This window comes from Pseudomonas sp. JS425 (genome assembly GCF_018223845.1).
GTDB classification, from domain to species: domain Bacteria; phylum Pseudomonadota; class Gammaproteobacteria; order Pseudomonadales; family Pseudomonadaceae; genus Aquipseudomonas; species Aquipseudomonas asiatica.
This window is the reverse complement of record NZ_CP073661.1, coordinates 108,353-129,930: the sequence shown is the minus strand read 5'-3', so window position 1 is coordinate 129,930 and position 21,578 is coordinate 108,353. Positions and strand designations below refer to the sequence as shown.

General features: G+C 62.4%; 20 protein-coding genes. 6 read left to right on the top strand and 14 right to left on the bottom strand.

The window, feature by feature from the left end; all coding sequences use genetic code 11:
* Positions 1-24 precede the first annotated feature (24 nt).
* Complete coding sequence (locus KDB76_RS00625) at positions 25-732, top strand: PA5502 family lipoprotein (RefSeq protein ID WP_013970309.1); 708 nt, start codon at positions 25-27, stop codon at positions 730-732.
* 109 nt (positions 733-841) lie between these two features.
* Here KDB76_RS00625 and katE read toward each other — a convergent pair whose 3' ends face one another.
* The gene (katE, locus tag KDB76_RS00620; RefSeq protein WP_024087952.1) at positions 842-2,977 is read right to left on the bottom strand and encodes a catalase HPII; all 2,136 of its coding nucleotides are present in this window, start codon (positions 2,975-2,977) and stop codon (positions 842-844) included.
* 227 nt (positions 2,978-3,204) lie between these two features.
* On the opposite strand from katE, the gene KDB76_RS00615 reads away from it, so the two are divergent.
* From KDB76_RS00615 to KDB76_RS00605, 3 genes are all read left to right on the top strand, one after another.
* Positions 3,205-4,212 carry a methionine ABC transporter ATP-binding protein gene (locus KDB76_RS00615; protein WP_003256960.1) on the top strand — a complete coding sequence of 336 codons (1,008 nt, stop codon included), beginning with the start codon at positions 3,205-3,207 and terminating at the stop codon, positions 4,210-4,212.
* A complete protein-coding gene (locus KDB76_RS00610) occupies positions 4,212-4,883 on the top strand; it encodes a methionine ABC transporter permease (protein ID WP_013970307.1) in 672 nt (223 codons plus the stop codon). The genes KDB76_RS00615 and KDB76_RS00610 overlap by 1 nt, the downstream gene beginning before the upstream one ends.
* Positions 4,884-4,947: 64 nt before the next feature.
* Positions 4,948-5,718, top strand: coding sequence for a MetQ/NlpA family ABC transporter substrate-binding protein (locus KDB76_RS00605; RefSeq protein ID WP_013970306.1), 771 nt, complete (start codon positions 4,948-4,950; stop codon positions 5,716-5,718).
* 119 nt (positions 5,719-5,837) lie between these two features.
* Here KDB76_RS00605 and KDB76_RS00600 read toward each other — a convergent pair whose 3' ends face one another.
* The 5 genes from KDB76_RS00600 to KDB76_RS00580 are packed head-to-tail and all read right to left on the bottom strand — an operon-like array spanning position 5,838 to position 9,721.
* On the bottom strand, positions 5,838-6,470 hold the full coding sequence (locus tag KDB76_RS00600) for an SCO family protein (RefSeq protein ID WP_013970305.1): 633 nt from the start codon (positions 6,468-6,470) through the stop codon (positions 5,838-5,840).
* Positions 6,467-7,360 (bottom strand): heme o synthase, encoded by an 894-nt coding sequence (gene cyoE / locus KDB76_RS00595; RefSeq protein WP_013970304.1) that lies wholly within the window; start codon positions 7,358-7,360, stop codon positions 6,467-6,469. The genes KDB76_RS00600 and cyoE overlap by 4 nt, the downstream gene beginning before the upstream one ends.
* Positions 7,345-8,424, bottom strand: coding sequence for a COX15/CtaA family protein (locus KDB76_RS00590; RefSeq protein WP_023660932.1), 1,080 nt, complete (start codon positions 8,422-8,424; stop codon positions 7,345-7,347). The genes cyoE and KDB76_RS00590 overlap by 16 nt, the downstream gene beginning before the upstream one ends.
* 9 nt (positions 8,425-8,433) lie before the next feature.
* A complete protein-coding gene (locus KDB76_RS00585) occupies positions 8,434-9,015 on the bottom strand; it encodes a hypothetical protein (protein WP_023660931.1) in 582 nt (193 codons plus the stop codon).
* Entirely contained in the window at positions 8,984-9,721 is a 738-nt protein-coding gene (locus KDB76_RS00580) for an SURF1 family protein (protein ID WP_024087951.1), read from the bottom strand. Before KDB76_RS00580 ends, KDB76_RS00585 begins: the two co-directional genes overlap by 32 nt.
* Before the next feature lie 63 nt (positions 9,722-9,784).
* Here KDB76_RS00580 and KDB76_RS00575 point away from each other — a divergent pair, with 63 nt between their 5' ends.
* On the top strand, positions 9,785-9,988 hold the full coding sequence (locus KDB76_RS00575; RefSeq protein ID WP_003258925.1) for a twin transmembrane helix small protein: 204 nt from the start codon (positions 9,785-9,787) through the stop codon (positions 9,986-9,988).
* 99 nt (positions 9,989-10,087) lie between these two features.
* Here KDB76_RS00575 and KDB76_RS00570 read toward each other — a convergent pair whose 3' ends face one another.
* Genes KDB76_RS00570 through coxB form a run of 4 tightly spaced genes read right to left on the bottom strand, consistent with a single transcriptional unit; the run spans position 10,088 to position 14,329 of the window.
* Positions 10,088-10,975 (bottom strand): cytochrome c oxidase subunit 3, encoded by an 888-nt coding sequence (locus tag KDB76_RS00570; RefSeq protein WP_003258926.1) that lies wholly within the window; start codon positions 10,973-10,975, stop codon positions 10,088-10,090.
* 16 nt (positions 10,976-10,991) lie between these two features.
* On the bottom strand, positions 10,992-11,558 hold the full coding sequence (locus KDB76_RS00565; RefSeq protein ID WP_013970301.1) for a cytochrome c oxidase assembly protein: 567 nt from the start codon (positions 11,556-11,558) through the stop codon (positions 10,992-10,994).
* Positions 11,559-11,568: 10 nt separating this feature from the next.
* On the bottom strand, positions 11,569-13,158 hold the full coding sequence (gene ctaD, locus KDB76_RS00560) for a cytochrome c oxidase subunit I (RefSeq protein WP_013970300.1): 1,590 nt from the start codon (positions 13,156-13,158) through the stop codon (positions 11,569-11,571).
* 43 nt (positions 13,159-13,201) lie between these two features.
* Entirely contained in the window at positions 13,202-14,329 is a 1,128-nt protein-coding gene (gene coxB, locus KDB76_RS00555) for a cytochrome c oxidase subunit II (RefSeq protein WP_015268462.1), read from the bottom strand.
* A gap of 370 nt (positions 14,330-14,699) precedes the next feature.
* Between coxB and KDB76_RS00550 the strand changes: the two genes are divergently transcribed.
* Positions 14,700-15,341, top strand: a complete 642-nt coding sequence (locus KDB76_RS00550) for a hypothetical protein (protein ID WP_013970297.1) — start codon at positions 14,700-14,702, stop codon at positions 15,339-15,341.
* A 132-nt stretch (positions 15,342-15,473) separates the two neighbouring features.
* On the opposite strand, the gene KDB76_RS00545 is transcribed toward KDB76_RS00550, so the two are convergent.
* From KDB76_RS00545 to KDB76_RS00530, 4 genes are all read right to left on the bottom strand, one after another.
* The gene (locus tag KDB76_RS00545; RefSeq protein WP_013970296.1) at positions 15,474-17,006 is read right to left on the bottom strand and encodes a SulP family inorganic anion transporter; all 1,533 of its coding nucleotides are present in this window, start codon (positions 17,004-17,006) and stop codon (positions 15,474-15,476) included.
* A 192-nt stretch (positions 17,007-17,198) separates the two neighbouring features.
* Positions 17,199-17,918 carry a carbonic anhydrase gene (locus tag KDB76_RS00540; RefSeq protein ID WP_013970295.1) on the bottom strand — a complete coding sequence of 240 codons (720 nt, stop codon included), beginning with the start codon at positions 17,916-17,918 and terminating at the stop codon, positions 17,199-17,201.
* Between the two features lie 422 nt (positions 17,919-18,340).
* Positions 18,341-19,399 (bottom strand): PA0069 family radical SAM protein, encoded by a 1,059-nt coding sequence (locus tag KDB76_RS00535; RefSeq protein ID WP_013970294.1) that lies wholly within the window; start codon positions 19,397-19,399, stop codon positions 18,341-18,343.
* A gap of 77 nt (positions 19,400-19,476) precedes the next feature.
* The gene (locus tag KDB76_RS00530) at positions 19,477-21,471 is read right to left on the bottom strand and encodes a M3 family metallopeptidase (RefSeq protein WP_013970293.1); all 1,995 of its coding nucleotides are present in this window, start codon (positions 21,469-21,471) and stop codon (positions 19,477-19,479) included.
* Positions 21,472-21,578 lie beyond the last annotated feature (107 nt).

The following is a 21,578-nucleotide window of genomic DNA, read 5'->3' as shown; positions in this document are numbered from 1 at the left end:
TTGCGCAAATAGAGAGTCGCAGGAATGAAGCCGTTCGCCTCCCGTTATCTGCTTGTTGCCGCGTTTTCCCTGTTCCTGGCTGCGTGTTCCAGCGCGCCGGTCGAACAGGCCACCGCACCTGCCCAAGCCGATGCCTGGCAGCAGTTGCAACAGAACATCGCCAGCAACGAGCTGGCCACCGCCGAAGACCAGCTGGCAGCCCTGCAGGCCCAGGCGCCGGACGACGCGCGCCTGGAGCAATACCAGCGCCAGCTTGCCGAAGCCTACCTGCAACGCAGCCAGATCTTCCTGCAGAAGGGTGATGTGAACGCTGCCGCCACCGCCCTGGCCCGTGCCCGCGCGCTGATGCCGCAGGCCCCGGCAGTGACTGGTGGCGATACCGTGACCCAGGCGCGCAAAGCCGAGCTGGAGAAGGCTGAAGCGGCGTTGAAAGCGGCCGAGGCCAAGCCCAAGGCGCGCATCATCGATCCGGCTGCACCGAGCACCGTCGTGGCCTTGAAGACTACCGACAGCCGCGCCATGCGTCGCCAGCTGGATGACATTGCCGCCGATGTGGTGAGCTATCAATGCGACGTGGTGTTCCAGGTGCCGCGTACCGAAGATGCGCCTTGGCTGAAGACCTTGCTGGAGAAACGCGTGCGCAAGATCGACAGCGGGTTCGAGCTGAAGCAGAAGCACGAGATTCAGCGGGCGTTGCCGGCGCAGGTGGTTCTGGTTCCGCATCAGCGTTAAGAATCTGGGGGCGCTGCGCGCCCCTTTCGTGACACAAGGCCGCTCCTACAAGGGAATGCGATCTCCTGTAGGAGCGGCCTTGTGTCGCGATGGGGTGCAAAGCAGCCCCTTAGGCAGGCACAGCCTCCGCAGCCGCCTCCCGCTCCCACACCCGATGCCCCTCTACCGCTTTGACGAAGGCATCCACGGTCTTTTGCTCGTCCCCCAGCAGCAACCCCTTGTCTTCTTTCAGCCCCAAGCTGCCCAAAAGCTCTTTGGTCACCACCATCGCCTTCAGGTGTTTGTAGCCCTCCAGCAGGAAGTGCTTGGCCAAACCACTGCCTGCCAGCGCATCGGTCGAGGCCTTGCCCGCTGGCACAACAATCCCGTCAAACATGATCGAGGGCATCCCTTCCATGGAGGCATCCACCGGCAGTTGCTTACCGTCCGCGGCCATCACCGGTGCCGAGGTCGGCCCAAGCAGCATCGGCCGGGCACTGTGCGCCTCCAGAGCCTTGACCAGCTTGTCCACGCTGGCAGCGTCTACGCCATCTGCCACCAGCACGGCAATCTTGCGCCCCTTGATGCCAACCGAGCCCGGGTGGTTCATCTGGCTCAGGGCAGGCGACTGCGCAAGCTGGCTTCCCTTCACTTGCACAGTGCCTGCGCTCGGTGCAGGCAAACCGAGGTTGGCAGCAACCGCAGCCGCCAGCTTCAGGTCGATATTGGCGAGAATCTCATTCACTTCCCGAGCACGGATCGTCTCCCGCTCCACCTTGCCCAGCTCAAAGCTGTAAGCCTTGATGATGTGCTGCTGCTCGGTCGGGCTCATGCTCTGGAAGAACAACCGCGCCTGCGAGAAATGGTCGCTGAACGAATCGCTGCGCTGGCGGATCTTGTGCGCATCGATACGCTCCTGGTAGCTCTCGAAGCCGCCATCCTGCGCCGCTGGTGGCGTTTCCTTCGGCCAGCCACCGTCGATGGAATTGGGCTCGTAGGATGCGCGACCCTTGTGCACCAGATGCTGATGCAAGGCGTCACGCTGGTTGTTGTGGTTAGGAGCGACGGGGCGGTTGATCGGGATCTGGTGGAAGTTGGGCCCGCCGAGGCGGCTAAGCTGCGTGTCGGTGTAGGAGAACAGCCGTCCCTGCAACAAAGGGTCGTTGGTAAAGTCGATGCCAGGCACGATATGAGCCGGGCAGAACGCCACCTGCTCCACTTCGGCAAAGAAGTTGTCCGGGTTGCGATTCAGGACCATCTTGCCCAAAGGTGTAACCGGCACCAGTTCTTCCGGGATTATCTTGGTCGGGTCCAGCAGGTCGAAATCGAATTTGTGCTCGTCGGCTTCCGGCACGATCTGCACACCCAGTTCCCATTCAGGGTAATCACCCGTCTCGATAGCCTCCCACAGGTCGCGACGCTGGAAATCAGCATCCTTGCCTGCCAGCTTCTGCGCTTCGTCCCATAGCAAGGAGTGCACACCCTGGCGCGGTTTCCAGTGGAATTTGACGAAACTGGCTACGCCCTGGGCGTTGATCAGGCGGAACGTATGCACCCCGAACCCTTCCATCATCCGCAAGCTGCGCGGGATAGCGCGGCCCGACATAGCCCACATGACCATATGGGCCGACTCCGGTACCAGCGAGACGAAATCCCAAAAGGTGTCATGGGCCGAAGCGCCGGTCGGGATCTCGTTGTGCGGCTCCGGCTTTACGGCGTGGACGAAATCCGGGAATTTGATCGCATCCTGGATGAAGAACACCGGCATGTTGTTGCCCACCAGGTCGAAGTTGCCCTCGTCGGTGTAGAACTTCACAGCAAAGCCCCTCACGTCACGCACGGTGTCGGCTGAGCCGCGCGGGCCTTGTACCGTGGAAAATCGCACGAAGACGGGCGTGACTTTCTCCGGGTCCTGCAGGAAGCCGGCTTTGGTCAGCTCGGCGTGGTTGCCATAGCTCTGGAAATAGCCATGCGCCCCTGTTCCTCGCGCATGCACGATGCGCTCAGGAATGCGCTCGTGGTCAAAGTGCGTGATCTTCTCTCGCATGATGAAATCTTCGAGCAACGAGGGGCCTCGATCACCCGCCTTGAGCGTGTTCTGGTTGTCAGCGATGCGCACCCCCTGGTTGGTACGCAACGCTTTGCCTGTGGCATCGCTTCGGTCAGCCTCCAGGCTCTGCAACTTGGCGTTGGTATTGGCCCGGTCCGGGGTCTGGGTGCCAGCGGCCTCGCTGTGCTTTGGCGCGTCCGTGTTCTTGCTGGGCATGATCGGCTCTCCTCGTCAGTCTTAAGGCATACCCGTTTCGGGCTGTGTGCAAGTAGTGACCGGAAGGCTTTGCCGAGCGTTCAATCAGGATTACCGGTTGTCGCGATATGCCCGAAGGATTGGTGCATTACGAAATAAATGCTAAGAACAGCTATGGGAAAAGGCTAAAATGCGCGACCCCAGCTAACCGCTGACCCAAATTCCATGCGCCCCACAAGGTTCGCTACGTGATCGAGTTCCAACAGGTACACAAGACCTACCGCGTCGCCGGTAGGGAAATCCCCGCACTGAATCCGACCAGCCTGACCATCGAAGATGGCCAGGTGTTCGGCCTGATCGGCCATTCCGGCGCCGGCAAGAGCACCATGCTGCGCCTGATCAACCGCCTGGAAGAGCCTTCCGGCGGCAAGATCATCGTCGACGGCGAAGACGTTACCGCGTTCAACGCGAGCCAGCTGCGCGGTTTCCGTCAGCAGGTCGGGATGATTTTCCAGCACTTCAACCTGCTGGCCTCCAAGACTGTCGCCGACAACGTCGCCTTGCCACTGACCCTGGCCGGCGAGCTGTCGCGCAGCGAAATTGACAAGCGCGTGACCGAGCTGCTGGCCCGCGTCGGCCTTTCCGACCACGCCAGAAAGTACCCGGCGCAGCTGTCCGGTGGCCAGAAGCAGCGCGTCGGCATCGCCCGCGCCCTGTCCACCAACCCGAAGATCCTGCTGTGCGACGAGGCCACCAGCGCCCTCGACCCGCAAACCACCGCCTCGGTCCTGCAATTGCTGGCCGAAATCAACCGTGAGCTGAAGCTGACCATCGTGCTGATCACGCACGAAATGGACGTGATCCGCCGGGTCTGCGACCGCGTGGCAGTGATGGACGCCGGCCAGATCGTCGAGCAGGGCTCGGTGGCCGAGGTGTTCCTGCACCCGCAGCACCCCACCACCAAGCGCTTCGTCCAGGAAGACGAGCAGGTTGACGAAGGCGAGCAGCGTGACGACTTCGCCCACGTGCCGGGCCGTATCGTGCGCCTGACCTTCCAGGGCGACGCCACCTATGCGCCGCTGCTGGGCACCGTGGCCCGCGAAACCGGTGTGGACTACAGCATCCTCGCCGGGCGTATCGACCGCATCAAGGATGTCCCCTATGGCCAGCTCACCCTCGCCCTGATCGGCGGTGACATGGAAGCGGCGTTCGCCCGCTTCAAGGCAGCTGACGTACATATGGAGGTACTGCGTTGATGGACGCCCTGAATTTCTTTGCCAACGTCGACTGGGCCGAAATCTGGCTGGCCAGCGTCGACACCATGATCATGCTGTTCGGCTCGCTGTTCTTCACCGTGCTGCTCGGCCTGCCGCTGGGCGTGCTGCTGTTCCTCTGCGGGCCAAAGCAGATGTTCGAGCAGAAGGGTGTGTATGCGCTGCTGTCGCTGATCGTCAACATCCTGCGCTCGCTGCCGTTCATCATCCTGCTGATCGTTATGATCCCGATCACAGTGCTGATCACAGGCACTTCCCTGGGCGTCGCCGGCGCCATTCCGCCGCTGGTGGTGGGTGCCACGCCGTTCTTCGCGCGCCTTGTGGAAACCGCCCTGCGTGAAGTGGACCGCGGCATCATCGAAGCCACCCAGTCGATGGGCGCCACCACCCGCCAGATCATCACCAGCGCACTGCTGCCGGAGGCTCGCCCGGGCATCTTCGCCGCCATTACCGTGACCGCCATCACCCTGGTTTCGTACACCGCCATGGCTGGTGTGGTCGGTGCCGGCGGCCTGGGCGACCTGGCCATCCGCTTCGGCTACCAGCGTTTCCAGACCGACGTGATGGTCGTCACAGTGGTACTGTTGCTGGTACTGGTTCAAGTCCTGCAGAGCGTGGGCGACAAACTGGTCGTGCATTTTTCCCGTAAGTAACCCCAATGGGGTCGGCCCGGCCGACCCGTTCGGGGGCCGTCGCGGCCCTCACAAGGAGTGATCAATGAAGAAGCTGCTTGCTGTTGTCGCCGCTGTCGCGGCCTTCTCGGCCCACGCCGAGTCCCTGACCGTTGCCGCTACCCCGGTTCCGCACGCCGAGATCCTCAACTTCGTCAAACCTGTTCTGGCGAAAGAGGGCGTGGAGCTGAAGGTCAAGGAATTCACCGACTACATCCAGCCGAACGTGCAGGTGGCGGAAAAGCGCCTGGACGCCAACTTCTTCCAGCACCAGCCGTACCTGGATGAGTTCAACAAGGCCAAGGGTACCAACTTGGTGAGCGTTGCCGGCGTGCACATCGAGCCGCTGGGCGTGTACTCGACCAAGATCAAGAAGCTGGACGAGCTGTCCTCCGGCGCCACCGTGGTCATCCCCAACGACGCCACCAACGGCGGCCGCGCGCTGCTGCTGCTGGACAAGGCCGGTGTGATCAAGCTGAAGGACAACAAGAACATCCTGTCCACCGTGAAGGATGTTGCCGAGAACCCGAAAAGCCTGAAGTTCCGTGAGCTGGAAGCGGCCACCATCCCGCGCGTGCTGACCCAGGTCGATGCTGCCCTGATCAACACCAACTACGCGCTGGAAGCCAAGCTGAACCCGGAAAAAGACGCCCTGGTCATCGAAGGCAGCGACTCGCCTTACGTGAACATCCTGGTTGCCCGCCCGGACAACAAGGACTCGGACGCCATGAAAAAGCTGGCTGCTGCGCTGCACTCGCCTGAGGTGAAGCAGTTCATCAACGAGAAGTACAAAGGCGCTGTGGTTCCGGCGTTCTAAGCCGTCACATCGCGCTGGACTCTTCGCGGGTAAACCCGCTCCCACAGGGATAGCGCAAGGCTCACGGCCTACGCTGTACCTGTGGGAGCGGGTTTACCCGCGAAGCTTTTGGGGCTAACTCAATCCCGCTTCACGAGCCCGGGCAACTGCGCCACCAGCTTCTGGTTGTTGAACGGCGCCCGAATGAACCCGCGCTGACGCCCATCCGGCCCCACAACCGCCAGGTTGCCGCTGTGATCCACGGTATACCCCGGCTTGCTGGTATCGGCCGGAATGAACGGAATGCTCAAGGCATTGGCCAGCTTCTGGGTATCCTCGATCGACCCCGCCACCCCGACGAAATCCTTGTCGAAATAACCCAGGTACTGCTTCAGCTGGTTCGGCGTGTCGCGGTTCGGGTCAACGCTCACCAGCACCACCTGCAGCCGGTCGACGGCCTCCTTGGGCAGCTCGCTCTTCACCTGGCGCAGCTGGGCCAGGGTGGTCGGGCAGATGTCCGGGCAGTAGGTGTAGCCGAAGAACAGCAATGACCATTTGCCCTTCAGGTCATCCAGTTGCACCGGCTGGCCGTCCTGGTTGGTCATGGTCACGTCGGCCACGGTACGGCTCTGCGGCAGCAGGATGATGCCGGCATCGATCAGCTCGGTGGGGTTGGGCTGGTCGCGGCCATTGAGCACCTTGTTGACGGTCAGGCCCAGGATCAACGCGACCAGGGCAACGAGGATGAAGACGGTTTTCTGGGTTCGGGTCATAGGTTCAGCAACAGGTAGTGGTCGAGGAGCAACGCGATGAACAGCGCGAACAGGTAGCCGATAGAGTACTTGAAGGTGCCGATCGCTGCGTGCGGCCGGCTGCCACGGTACAACACCCATGCCCATTGCAGGAAGCGCAGGCCCAGTACAAGGGCACAGGCCAGGTACAGCGGGCCGCTCATGTGGATGGCGTACGGCAGCAGGCTCACCGCCAGCAATACCAGGGTGTACAGCAGGATATGCAGCTTGGTGTAGCGCTCGCCGTGGGTCACCGGCAGCATCGGGATATCGGCCTTGGCGTATTCCTCCTTGCGGTGGATCGCCAGAGCCCAGAAGTGGGGTGGTGTCCAGGCGAAGATGATCAGCACCAGCAGCAGGGGCTCGGCGCTGACATGCCCACTGACCGCCACCCAGCCCAGCAACGGCGGGGCGGCGCCAGCCAAGCCGCCGATGACGATATTCTGTGGCGTAGCGCGCTTGAGAAAACCGGTGTAGAGCACCGCATAACCGAGCAGGGAAGCCAGTGTCAGCCAGGCGGTGAGGGCGTTGGTGAACACCAGCAGCAGGGCCATGCCAAGTAGCGCCAGCGCCAGGGCGAACAGCAGCGCCGGCAGCGGCTCGACCCGGCCCTGGGCAAGCGGCCGTTTGTGGGTACGCGCCATCAGCGCGTCAATACGTCGGTCCACCACATGATTGACCACCGCCGCGCCGCCTGCACAAAAGCCGATGCCCAAGTTGCCGAACAGCAGCACGCTCCAGCTGACACCCGCACGGGTGGCAAGGAACATGCCCGCCAGCGAGGTGATCAGCATCAGCACCACCACCTTGGGCTTGGTCAGCTCCAGGTAGTCACGCCAACTGGCCCTCTGTGCGCTCAGAAGCGTCGCCACGAATCATTCCTCATGTGGTGGGAGATGCCCACGCCAGCCACGGGCCGCAGGCGCCAGCCATGGCCGACACCCACGCGAACCTTGTCGACCACGCGGATGCGGTAGTTCACCAGCACCATGCTCAACAGCAACAGCGCCCCACCAGCGTTGTGCGCCACGGCCACGGCCAGCGGCAGGTGCAGCAGCACATTGCTGATGCCCAGGCCGACTTGCATCACCAGCGCCAGCAGCACCAGCCGCGCCAGGCCAGGGAGGCCGCAGCGGTGCAGCTTCCAGCTGAGCATCAGCAGCACGCAGGTCACCAGCAGTGCACCCAGGCGGTGGCTGATGTGGATGGCCGTGCGCGCATCACTGTCCAGTTGCCCACCCAGGTAATTGGGCCCGACGTGCTGGGTCAGATGGAACCCGTTGCTGAAGTCCGCCGCCGGCCACCACTGGCCGTGGCAGGTGGGCAGGTCGATGCAGGCGACGGCCGCGTAGTTGGCACTGACCCAGCCGCCCAGGGCGATCTGGCCGATCACCACCAGCAAGGCCAGCGCGGCGATCCGGCGCAGGCTCAATGGCAGCTTTGGCAAAGGCGCAAAGGCCCGGGACAGACGCAGGGACAACAGGAACAACAAACTCAGGGTAGTGAAGCCGCCGAGTAGATGCGCGGTGACCACCTGTGGCCACAGCTTGAGGGTGACCGTCCACATGCCGAAGGCTGCCTGGGCCAGCACCACGCCCAGCAGCAGCAAGGGCAGGCGGTAAGGCTGGCCATCGCGGGCATGCCGGCGCAGCGCCTGCAAGGCGAGCAGGGCGATCACCATCGCCAGGGTGCCGGCGAAGTAGCGGTGGACCATCTCGGCCCAGCCCTTGGCGGCTTCCACCGGATGTTCGGGGAAATGCAGCTCGGCATGAGCCAGCTGCGCTTCGCTCTTGGGCACGCTGATGAAGCCGTAGCAACCCGGCCAGTCTGGGCAGCCGAGGCCGGCGTGGGTCAGGCGGGTATAGGCACCGAGCAGGACGACCAGCAGTGCCAGCAAGGTGGCGAACACAGCAAGGCGGAATCCGGGTCTGGCCATGGCAGGCTCCTAGCCGATGTTGGACAGCTTGAGCAGGTGGCGCAGGTCGTCCAGCACATGCTTGCCGTTGACCTTGGCGTCGTAGCGCAGCACCAGGTTGCCGTGTGGGTCGACGATCCACAGCTGCGGGCCGGTCTCGCCGACCTTTTGCAGGTAGCGTTGCGCATCCAGCGGGTAACGCTGCAACTGTGGGTATTCGCGGCCGAGCAACGCCTGGTAATCGGCACTTGCCGGCTGGGCGGCCGCCAGGGCATGGCTGGCACGGCTGGCATCACGGCCCAGGCCGACCTGGATCTGCCGGGCCAGGTACACCAGCCGCTGGCAATCCTCGGCACAGGCTGTGGGTGTGCTCACCAGCAGCTGCCAGCGCTCGTCCTGGCCCGCCACGCCGAGATCGGAAAGGCTCTCACCGTTGCCGATCATCACGCCGTGGTAGCTGCGGCCGTCCGGCACCCAGAACTTGAGCTTGTACATGCTGGTGGCCAGAACCATCGGCCCGAGCACCACCAGCAGAATCAGCAGCAGCTGCAAACGCCCGCGGGCTCTGGGTTTGCTGCGTTCAGGCACTTCCAGTGGAGTGGCGGTGGCCATGGCGTTTCTCCTTGTTGTGGTGCCAGCCGAAGTAGAGGTAGAGCAGTACCAAAGTGGTTGCCAGGGCAAACCATTGCACGGCGTAACCCAGGTGTTTTTCCGAGCCCATGGCAACGACTGGCCAGTCCAGGCGATAGGTCGCCGGGCCGGGTTCCAGGCGCAGCTCATGGGCGAAGCCATCGCGATCGAGCTGTTGCCATAGCTGCGCGGCATCCACGGCAGTCAGCAGGTGCGGCCACTGGCCGCCTGCAGGGTCGGGGTGCAGCTGGAACGTGCTACCAGGCGCGACATACACCGAAGCGTCCAGCGCCAACGCCTGGGCAGGGGTATCGAAATGCACCGGCACGCGGCGGTCCGGCCAGGGCAGCCAGCCGCGGTTGACCAGCAGCCACACGCCGCTGGCCTGATCATGGAAGGGTTGCAGCAGTTCGACACCGGCCTGGCCGTCACGCATGCGGTTGTCCAGAAGCAAGCTGTGCTCGGCGTCGAAGCGGCCATAGAGATGCACGCGGCGGAAGGCATTGTCCTGGTTCGCTGTCAGCTGGGCCATGGCCACTGGCGCTTCGACCCGCCGCTCGGCATAGGCGGCCAGCAGCACGCGCTTTTCCTCGGCACGGCCGAGTTGCCAGCAGCCAAGCGCGATCAGCCCCGGCAGCAGCGCAAGCACCACCAGGGTTGGTACCCAGCCCGGACGAAACGGCCTCATCGGAGCCTCGTCGGGCCGATCGCTATACTTATCCACATCACCGCATCCCCCCGGAGTATCGCCATGCTCAAGGCCGCGATTGTCCTGATGCTGTTGGCCACGATTGCCAGCCTGTTCAGCGGCCTGGTGTTTCTGGTCAAGGACGATGAAAACTCGACCCGTTTGCTGAAGGCACTGACCGTGCGGGTGACCCTGGCGGCCCTCACCATCGGCCTGGTGGCCTGGGGCTTCATCAGCGGTCAGCTGGTCTCACACGCCCCCTTCTGAAGTTTTCACCTGACCCTGTGGGAGCGGGCATGCCCGCGAATGCGATGTTGAATGTACCGACGCATTCGCGGGCGCGCCCGCTCCCACAGGGTTCTCTATTCACAACACATAGACAAAGATGAACAACCCCACCCACACCACATCGACGAAGTGCCAGTACCAACTGGCCGCCTCGAAACCAAAGTGTTTCTCCGGGTTGAAATGCCCGCGCAAGATGCGCACGAACATCACGATCAGGATGATCGTGCCCAAGGTCACGTGGGCGCCGTGGAAGCCGGTGAGCATGAAGAACGTCGCGCCGTAGATACCCGACCCCAGCGTCAGCCCCAGCTTGGTATAGGCCTCGTGGTACTCGTAGGCCTGCAACGCGATGAAGCTGGCGCCCAGGACGATGGTCAGCGCCATCCAGAATTTCAGCGGGCCACGGTGGCCGCGACGCAGGGCATGGTGGGCGATGGTGATGGTCACGCTGGAGCTGACCAGCAAGATGGTGTTGATCAGCGGCAGGTGCCACGGGTCGATCACTTCCTTGGGCGGCGGGAACAGTTTTGGGTCGGGCGTGTGCAGCAGCGGCCAGGTGAATTCGAAGGTCGGCCACAACATGTGCGCAACACCCTTGGCCCCTTCACCGCCCAGCCACGGCCCGGCCAGCACGCGCACGTAGAACAGCGCACCGAAGAAGGCCAGGAAAAACATCACCTCGGAGAAAATGAACCAGCTCATGCCCCAGCGGAACGAGCGGTCCAGTTGCGGGCTGTACAGCCCCGCGCGGCTCTCCCGCACCACCGAACCGAACCAGCCGAACAGCATGTAGGCCAGGAACAACGCACCGATGAAGAAGATCAGCGGCCCGTGCGACTCGGGGTGGCCGGCCTTCATGTCGTTGAACCAGGTACCCAGGCCGAACACCGTGATGAACATGCCGATGGTGGCGATGATCGGCCACTTGCTCTGCGCCGGAACGTAGTAGTGCTCATGACTTGCCATTGCTGTTCTCCTTCCCTTAACGGGCGCCCTGGACGTCCTGGGCCGCGACATGCGCGACCGGCGGGTGGCGAGCGGTGATGTCGAACAAGGTGTAGGCCAGTGTCAGGTGCTTCACGCTGGCCGGCAGGTCGCGGTCGACGATGAAGCGCACCGGCATCTCGATGCGTTCGCCGGGCTGCAGCACCTGCTGGGTGAAGCAGAAGCACTCGGTCTTGTGGAAGTACGCCGCAGCCTCGGCCGGGGTGATGCTGGGGATGGCTTGCGCACTCATCGGCCGGTCGGTCGGGTTATGGGCGACGAAGATCATCTGGTTCACCGCACCCGGGTTGACCTCCAACTGGTCGGCGGTGGAGTAGAAGTCCCAGACCATGTCGCTGGCATTGGTCGACATGAACTGCACCCGCACCGAACGCGTCGGGTCGCTGACCTGGCTGCCTTCGTACTGCCCTCCGGTCTTGCCGTTGATGCCGAAGGCCTTGCACATCACGTCATAGATAGGCACCAGGGCGAAGCCGAAGGCGAACATCACCACCGTCAGCATCAACAGGCGCAACACCAGACGTTTCAGCGAAAGGCCGTTCATGGCACGGTTCCTATTTCACTTCCGGTGGCGTCTGGAAGGTGTGGTAGGGCGCAGGCGAAGGGATCGACCACTCCAGGCCCTCGGCGCCATCCCATGGCTTGGCCGGTGCCGGCGCGCCGCCGCGGATGCACTTGATGACGATGAACAGGAAGAAGATCTGCGTAGCGCCGAACATGAACGCGCCGATCGACGACACCATGTTGAAGTCGGCGAACTGCAGGTTGTAGTCGGGGATTCGCCGTGGCATGCCGGCCAGCCCCACGAAGTGCATAGGGAAGAAGGCCATGTTCATGCCGATGAACGATAGCCAGAAGTGCAGCTTGCCGAGGGTTTCGTCATACATGTGGCCGGTCCATTTCGGCAGCCAGTAGTAGGCCGAGGCGAAGATGCCGAAGATAGCCCCAGGCACCAGCACATAATGGAAATGCGCCACCACGAAGTAGGTGTCGTGGTACTGGAAGTCCGCTGGAGCGATGGCAAGCATCAGCCCGCTGAATCCGCCGATGGTGAACAGGATGACAAAGGCGATGGCGAACAGCATCGGCGTTTCGAAGGTCAGCGAGCCTTCCCACATGGTGCTGACCCAGTTGAACACCTTCACCCCGGTAGGCACGGCGATCAGCATGGTGGCGTACATGAAGAACAGCTCGCCGACCACCGGAATACCGACAACGAACATGTGGTGGGCCCAGACGATGAACGACAGGAAGGCGATGGCGCCGGTGGCGTACACCATCGAGGTGTAGCCGAACAGCGGCTTGCGCGAGAACGCCGGGATGATCGAGCTGACCGCGCCGAAGGCCGGCAGGATCATGATGTACACCTCGGGGTGGCCGAAGAACCAGAACACGTGCTGGAACAGCACCGGGTCACCACCGCCGGCGGCACTGAAGAAGCTGGTACCAAAGTGGATGTCCATCAGCATCATGGTGACGACGCCGGCCAGCACCGGCATCACCGCAATCAGCAGGAATGCGGTAATCAGCCAGGTCCAGACGAACAGTGGCATCTTCATCAGGGTCATGCCCGGGGCGCGCAGGTTGAGGATGGTGGCGATCACGTTGATCGCGCCCATGATCGAACTGATGCCCATCAGGTGGATGGCAAAGATGAAGAAGGTGACGCTGGCCGGCGCGTAGGTGGTGGACAGCGGGGCGTAGAAGGTCCAGCCGAAGTTGGGCCCGCCGCCCGGGCTGAACAGGGTCGAGACCAGCAGCAGGAAAGCTGCCGGCAGCAGCCAGAAGCTGAAGTTGTTCATCCGCGGCAAAGCCATGTCGGGCGCGCCGATCATCAGCGGGATCATCCAGTTGGCCAGGCCGACGAAGGCCGGCATCACCGCACCGAACACCATGATCAGGCCGTGCATGGTGGTCATCTGGTTGAAGAACTCCGGCTGGACGATCTGCAGGCCAGGCTGGAACAGCTCGGCGCGGATCACCATGGCGAACGAGCCGCCGAGCAGGAACATGATGAAGCTGAACCACAGGTACATCGTGCCGATGTCCTTGTGGTTGGTGGTCAGCACCCAGCGCATCAGGCCCTTGGCCGGGCCGTGCGCATGGTCATGGCCGTGGGCGTGGTCGTCGATCACTGCACTCATGTCCTGTCTCCTGCAATCCATTGATTGCCACGAGTAACCCGGTTCATTGCGCTTCTGCCTGCTTCAGCGCCAGCACGTCCTTCGGCGTGACCATGTCACCCTTGTTGTTGCCCCAGGCGTTGCGCTCGTAGGTGACCACGGCGGCGATGTCGACTTCCGAGAGCTGCTTGCCGAACGCGGCCATGGCAGTGCCGGGCTTGCCGTGGAAGACGATGCCCAGGTGGGCTTCCTTCGGCCCGGTGGCGATCTTCGAGCCCTTGAGCGCAGGGAACATCGGCGGCAGGCCCTGGCCTTCGGCCTGGTGACAGGCCACGCAGGTGGTGTGGTAGACCTTGTCACCACGTTCCACCAGTTCTTCCAGGGTCCATTCCTTGCTGGTCAGCTCCTTGAGCTTGGCAGCTTCAGCCTTGCGCTCGCCCAGCCAGGTGTCGTAGTCGGCCTTGGACTTGACCTCGACCACCACCGGCATGAAACCGTGGTCCTTGCCGCACAGCTCGGTGCACTGGCCGCGGTAGATGCCGGGCTTCTCGATACGGGTCCAGGCTTCGTTGACGAAGCCGGGGATGGCATCACGCTTGACCGCGAAGGCCGGCACCCACCAGGAGTGGATGACATCGGCAGCGGTTACCAGGAAGCGCACCTTGGCGCCAACCGGCAGCACCAGCGGCTGGTCGACTTCGAGCAGGTAGTGCTCGTCCTTGGGTGCCTTGTTGTGGATCTGCTCAGTGGGGGTGGCCAGGTTACTGAAGAACTCCACGTCCTGGCCAAGGTATTTGTAGTGCCACTTCCACTGGTAGCCGGTAACCTGGATATCGATGTCCGACTCGCTGGCATCGTAGATGTCGATCAGGGTCTTGGTGGCCGGGATGGCCATGGCCACCAGGATCAGGAAGGGGACCACGGTCCAGAGGATTTCCACCCAGGTGTGCTCGTGGAAATGCGCAGCCTGCTGGCCGGTGGAACGGCGGTGGATGACCATGGACCAGAACATCGCGCCAAAGACAACGATGCCGATGATCACGCAGATCCAGAAGATGGTCATGTGCAGGTCGAAGACGGCGTTGGAGACTTCCGTCGCGCCTGGGTGCATGTTCACGGTCCAGGCGGCGTTGGCCTGACCAAAAACCGACCACAACAGGAGGCCCATCCAGACATGTGGATGTCGCATCATTGCGGGTTCCCCTTCTCGTTCTTGTAGTCCCGGAGGCGTGGCCTGCGGCAAGAGGGAACGGTGGTCAAGACTACCTGGCTTCGACGACCGAGCCCCTGCTAAAAGCAGTCGGGCCTCATCAACGAATCACGTTCACCGGGAGTATAGACAGCGACCAACGGCACGCAACGAAGCCCGTGAAATGAACTTCATGAAATGGCTGAATGGCCTGAAAACCGCGCGCTTGACACGGCATGGCACAATAATGGCTTTTCGATATGCCTGAGCATGCACACGTTCGCGCGAACTTATAACAAATGCGTCTTAGGTATTCTGTATACCGAGCTAATTTAGTGTCTTCCGTTTGAAACGTAATGTCCCTGGAGTTGTCATGAACATCGCTGCTGTACGCGAGCAGGTAAGCCAAGCCCATCAACACGAAGGCCAGACCGGCCAACTGAAAAAGCGTCTCGAGCTGCAACTGCCCCACCTGCACCCCTCGATCCAACTGCCTGAGCAGGACGCCCAGGGTACTTTGGCGCGCTTCGTCAGCGCCTACATCGACCAGGTTCCGGAACTGCTGGAGGCCGCCCATGAGGTCGCCCGCGAGGCCGGGATCGAATCGCAGATCAAACCTGTACTGAAAATCGCCGAAGCCTACTTCCTGCAGCCGCCCAGCCTGATGCAAGGGCATATGGGCCTGGACTGCCTGCTGGATGAGGCCTACCTGGCGCACCGCCTGGTGGAAGAGGTGAACGACCTGTACATCCGTCACTTCCAGCAACCGTTGATCCCGGTCGACACCACCGTCGCCAACCTAATTGCCCACCAGTTGATTGGCGAGACGTTTGCCAACCAGCTGGATGAAGTGGTGCACCACTCGGTGGATGAAATGTTGAACGACGAAAGCTTCGCGGTGGAGTCGGTGGAGGCCTACCGCGAGAAATTGAGCAGTCCGGAAACGGGCGCGGCGTGGAAGCGCTGGCCGTGCCTGTCGCGGCAGTTGGGGGTGGAGCTGGGCCAGCCGGCCTGAAGTTCCTGTCCCGGCCTCTTCGCGGGTAAACCCGCTCCCACAGGTACTCCACAGGGTTCATAGCCTGTGCAGTACCTGTGGGAGCGGGTTTACCCGCGAAGAGGCCAGTTCAGGCGATACAGACTTTCAGCTTCAGGCCCCAACCCCCGCCGTAGTCCGCATCCGCCCCTCGATCCGCCGCTTCAAGCGCCGCTGCTCGATCAGCAACCGCGACCCATTGGCCGAATTACTGCGCCCCCAATCCTCAAGCAGCTCAAGGCACGAGTGGTCGATATAGCTGAGGTTACCCAACGGCACATGCAGGGTGGTCCCCGCCGGTACGCTATCCAGCACCTGGGTCAGCGCCGGCACCTTGAGGAAGGTGGCCGCGCCACTAAGCCGCAATTCCATGTGCCCAGCCTTTTCCAGGCTGACCAGGTTGATCTTCAACCGAGCCGCCTTCAGTGCCAGCTTCAGCAAGGTCAGGGCAAAGCCCAGCAATACACCGGTCAGCAGGTCGGTAAAGATGATCGCCAGCGCCGTCGCCGCGTAGGTGAACATCGGCATGCGGCCATAGCGGCCCAGCCCACGAAACGCCTTGAAATCCACCAGCTTGACCCCGGTGAACACCAGCACACCCGCCAGGCTCGCCACCGGGATCTGCTGCAGCACGCTGCTCAACGCCACAACGAACGCCAGCAGCCACAGACCATGGAAGATCGCCGAAGCCCGGGTCTGCGCACCTGCCTGCACGTTGGCCGAGCTACGCACGATCACCCCGGTCATCGGCAACGCACCGAGCACCCCGCACAGCATGTTGCCGATGCCCTGGGCCGACAGCTCACGATCAAAGTCCGAACGCTGGCCGCTGTGCATGCGGTCAACCGCTGCAGCCGACAACAAGGTTTCGGCACTGGCGATGAAGGCCAGGGCAAAAGCGGCGACCAACAAGGTAGGGTCGGCCAGTTGCATCAGGTCACCAGGGCGGATCCAGTCGATGGCCTCGGACAGGTCGGCCGGCACCTGTACGCGGTTCACCGGCAAAGCCAGCCAGATGCTGATGGCCGTCATGGCCGACACACCCAGCAGGGCACCCGGGACGAAGCGCAGCCGCTGCGGTCGCAGCCGCTCCCAGCTCCACATGATGGCGATGGTGCCCAGGCCAAGCGCACCGGCCATCCAACCAGAGCCGGCGCTTTCCTGCGGCAGGGCGGCGGCCACGGTCGCTGGGAACTCCAGCAGGTTCTGCATGCCGGATGGCTGCGGCGCGGTGTCGAACATCACATGCACCTGCGAAAGCACGATCAGCACGCCAATCCCCGCCAACATGCCGTACACCACCGCCGGAGCGGTAACCCGGAACCAGCAGCCCAGGCGCAGGCGCCCGGCCAGTAACTGCAGCAAGCCGGCCAGCAGCAGGATCGGCCCGAGCATGGCCATGCCATGCTGGCGTACCAGCTCGAATACCAATACCGCCAGACCTGCGGCCGGGCCACTGACCTGCAGCGGCGAACCGGCGAGGAAACCTACGACAATACCGCCGATAATGCCGGTAATCAGGCCTTTGGCCGGTGGCATGCCAGAGGCGATCGCAATGCCCATGCACAACGGCAGTGCCACCAGGAAGACCACCACCGACGCCAGCAACTCACGCGGCAGGGCCGCTTTCAACTGTGTAATGTTCACCGTGTTTCTCCTTTCTTTGTCACACAGCCATTCCCCTGGCCGTGGGCACGTTTGCCCCTGACGAGCGCGCAGGCGCGGGCCGCCAGCGGGCGTGCCGGCAAGGCAGTCAGGGAATTCAAGGCAGCCGAAGGCCGTGCCACACCCCTACGGGGTGCAGCCGGCTATCAAGGTTCCAGCGGGTGGATGGGTCGCTTAGTAGCGGCCTCTCGGAGTAGCGCAGGGGACCGGCTCGCCAGCAGCCAAGGGCAGGAAGGTATCGCTGGCGGCGTCGTAGGCTTCGATCTTGCTGGTCTCGATGTCGTAGACCCAGCCATGGATGTACAGCTCACCGGCTGCCAGGCGCGAAGCCACCGAAGGGTGGGTGCGCAGGTGATGCAGCTGGGCGATGACGTTTTCCTTGGTCAGCACCTGCATGGTTTCATGTTCGCTGCCGCACGAGCAGTTGTTCTCGACCACGGTGCGGGCCACTTCGGCGTGGCGCAACCAGGCGGACACGGTCGGCATCTTGGTCAGCGATTGCGGGTTGAGTACGGCACGCATGGCGCCGCAGTCGGAGTGGCCGCAGACGATGATGTGATGCACTTTCAACGCCAGTACGGCGTATTCGATGGCGCTGGAAACGCCCCCGTTCATCTGGCCATACGGCGGTACCACGTTACCGACGTTACGGGTCACGAACAGGTCGCCAGGTGAACTTTGGGTGATCAGCTCGGGAACAATGCGCGAGTCGGCGCAGGTGATGAACATGGCTCGCGGGGTTTGCGCGGTGGCGAGCTTCTTGAACAGCTCTTGCTGCTCGGGGAAAACGTCATGGTGAAAACGCAGGAAGCCGTCGACGATGTGCTTCAGGGCGGCATCGGCGCTCTCCGCGGGGACCTGCGGTACGACCTTGGATGGGTCCTTGACGGGCATGATTCATCCTCTTGACGGTGTGTAGGTAAATCCATTTTACCGGTGAAAGATTCTGGCTATGCAGGGATTTAGATGACACGCACGGGCCATAGATCACAGTCGGTGAAGACTGATTTCCTACGCTAGCGGGGAAAACTTAACTGAAACTTAATTCGAAGGCTCTAAAACGGGTGTTCCAGATGAGAAAGGCGGGTATTGGATAATAGCAAAAAAACATCAACTGCCAAGAGCCATTACTGCAATTATCAACTTGAATTAGTTGCATTGAGGGCTGGCAATGCGCCACACGTGGGAACCCGGAACCTGCGCAGAACCTGTGGGAGCGGGCGTGCCCGCGAAGGAGACAACTCGGTACATGGCACCGGCTGCGCCGGTGTTCGCGGGCGCGCCCGCTCCCACAAAGACCGTGCTCTGCTCAAGCATCAGAACAACGCCATCTGCCCACCCGGCGGGCAAAACGCCGAACAATCCAGCGCATGCGCTTCTCGCCCTTTGAACTCCAGCCGCTTCATGGCCTTGGCAAAACGCTGCGCCAGCAACTCGGCAAACACGCCTTCACCGCGCATGCGCGCACCAAAGCGGCTGTCATACAGTTCGCCGCCGCGGCTCTGGCGGATCAGGCTCAACACATGCGCCGCCCGCTGCGGGTAATGGTCCTGCAGCCATTGCTCGAACAACGGTGCCACTTCCAGCGGCAGGCGCAACATCATGTAGGCTGCGCTCTGTGCACCTGCCTCCCTCGCCGCCTTCAGCAGCCGTTCCAGTTCACTGTCGTTGATCATCGGAATCATCGGCGAACACAACACGCCCACCGGCACTCCCGCCTCGCGCAACACGCGAATCGCCCGCAAGCGCGCCTTGGGTGACGCCGCACGCGGTTCCAGCACCCGTTTCAAGTCATCGTCCAGCGTGGTCAGGCTGATCATCACCCGCACCAGGCGCTGGCGAGCCATCTCGGCCAGCAGGTCGAGGTCGCGCAGCACCAGCGACCCCTTGGTGACGATGGTCACCGGGTGGCGAAAACGCAGCAGCACTTCGAGCAGGCGCCGGGTCAGCAGTTGTTCACGTTCGATCGGCTGGTACGGGTCGGTATTGGAACCCAGGTTGATCGGCGCGCACACGTAACCCGGTTTGCTCAATTGTTGCGCAAGCACCTCGGCGGCGTTGGTCTTGGCAATCAGCTTTGTCTCGAAATCCAGGCCGGGGGAAAGGTCCCAGTAAGCGTGGGAAGGGCGGGCATAGCAGTAGATGCAACCGTGCTCGCAGCCACGGTATGGGTTGATGGAACGGTCGAAGGGCAGGTCGGGCGATGTATTGCGGCTGATCACCGATTTGGCCGTCTCTACCCGTACCTCGGTGCCCTGGGTTTGCGGCACCTCCTGATACCAGCCGTCATCCTCCGCCATCGAATGGCTGGGGGCAAAGCGGTTGTGCGGATTGTGCGCCGTGCCACGGCCCTTTTGCGGTGCTGGAGGAATCATGGCATACCTCGGATACTGTATTCATGTACAGTATCGCGCATGCCTGATTCTTTCCAGCACCTCCGGTCAGCCCACTCTCACTTCAGGCCATGCCAACGCAGGAAGGGCAGTTGGCTTGACTGCCGGCCGAGAAACGCCTCAATGCCGTCACGTAAAGGTCGCGATGCCCCAGGGGCAAGCAATGTCTCCTGCAGCGCCCGGCCTGTGGCCCGGTCCAGCAGGCCTTGGGCCTTGAAGCGGGTGAACAGGTCGAATGCGTGCACGTCCGACCATAGATAGGCGTAATAACCGGCATCGTAGCCATTTACCAGATGGTCGAAGGCATGCGCCGGGTGCTCGAAATCGGCCAAGGGCCAGTAGCCACAACGCTCACGAGCATCGCCCAGGCGCTGCTCGAGGGACCGGCCATCGTTCGGCGTGCCATGCAGGTCCAGATCGAACAGCGCCATGCTCAGGTCGCGCGCGGTTTCCTCCACACCTTGCTGCCGCAAGCGGCGCAGGCATTCATCGACCCGGGCCCGGGAAAGCTTGCTGCCATCCTGAAGTGGCGAAGAGATCGCCACCAGGTAATCCGCGTCCCAGACCCAGCGCTCAAACAGCTTGCCGAACAGTTCCACGCCATCGGTACCGAGTTCGGTGACGTTGGACATCACGTGGTTGGTCGTGCGCACCAGCAAATGGTGCAAGGCATGGCCAAATTCATGGAACAGCTTGCGCAGTGATAGATGGTCCAGTAACGGCTGGCTACCCGGCAGCGCTGCAGGCACGTCGCTGTAGACCACCACCGAGGCCGCCTGGAAGATTCCCTCGGCATCGACCCGGCGGTTGCGAATGTAGGTGGTGAACACCGAGTCAGGTTGCTTGCCGGCATGCTGTACGGCGTCCAGGTACAGGAAACCGATCAAGGCGTTGTCCTGCCACACCTCGAACGGTTGCACGCTGTCATCCCAGGTTGCCAGCGGCTTGGCCAGCAGCGTTACGCCAAACAGTTTTTCCGCCAACTGCTGCAATGCACTGACCACGGCATTCAGCGGGAAGTGTTCGCGCAAGGCTTCGGTGGAAAGCACCTCGCGCGACGAGGCCTGCAGATAGGCAATGTCCCAGGGCTGGACATTCTCCAGACCTTTGGCTGCGGCCTGATGCTGCATATCTGCACGCCACTGCAGCACGGCCGGCCGCACATGGTCGGCAAGGTCATGAAGAAAGCCGCGCACCTGGGCAACCGAACCCGCGCTCTTCGAATGCAGGCTCTGCTCCAGATGGCTGGCAAAGCCGAGCAAGTGGGCCTTTTCTTCCAGCAGCCTCGCCAGTTGCTCCAGGTGCGAGCGATTATCCTGCTGTTGGTCAAGGCCGACGCCTCGGGTGTTATAAGCCCGGTACACGCGCTCGCGCAGCTGCCTGTTGTCAGCATGTTTGAGCACGGCATCGGTGGTCACGCTTTCACACGCAATCAACCACCCCGGCTCACCCGCCTCCTGTGCCCTTGTAGCCAGCTCGTCACGAATGCGTTGAGGTACACCGCTCAGTTCAGATTCATCCGTGATGCTCAGCCCTGGCCGGTTGATGTTGCTGCGAAACGCCTCCCGCGCAGTGCCGATCTGTTTCAGCAGTTCGGCCAGGCGAACCTTGCCTGCGGGGTCGAGCGATGCGCCACTGGAGGCGAACTTGTGCAGATGCCAGCGCAACGTAGCGCGTTTCTGGGCATCCAGCTGCTTGCCGATGTCGCTGTTGGCCAAGCGCTCATACAGGGCCTGCAGTGCGGAGTTGGTGAATTTCTGTTCGAACCGCTCCGTAGCCTTGGCGAAGAAGTCGGAAATGGCACCAGCCCAGGCTTCATCCCGACCAACCAATGGCGAGGCGGCATACAACACCGTCAGAAGCTGACTATCCAGCCCGTCCACCGCCAGCACCATGTCATCCCAGGTTGGCAGTGCCTGCTGGTCGCGGATGATGCGTTCGATGCCTTGCTCGTGCGCCAACAGCACGTGGTCGAAGGCAACTTGCATGTTTTGAAGCGTGATCGACGGATAATCGACGGGGATATGGCTATCTTGCAGAAGTGGGTTATCCATGGTGCAACACCTTGCTCGTAGGGAAGAGCAGGTGAGCTTGCATGGCCAGCGTGCAGTAGGTGGCCTGATTATCTACCACCCGGGCATGCCGGCCCGGGCACGGCGCC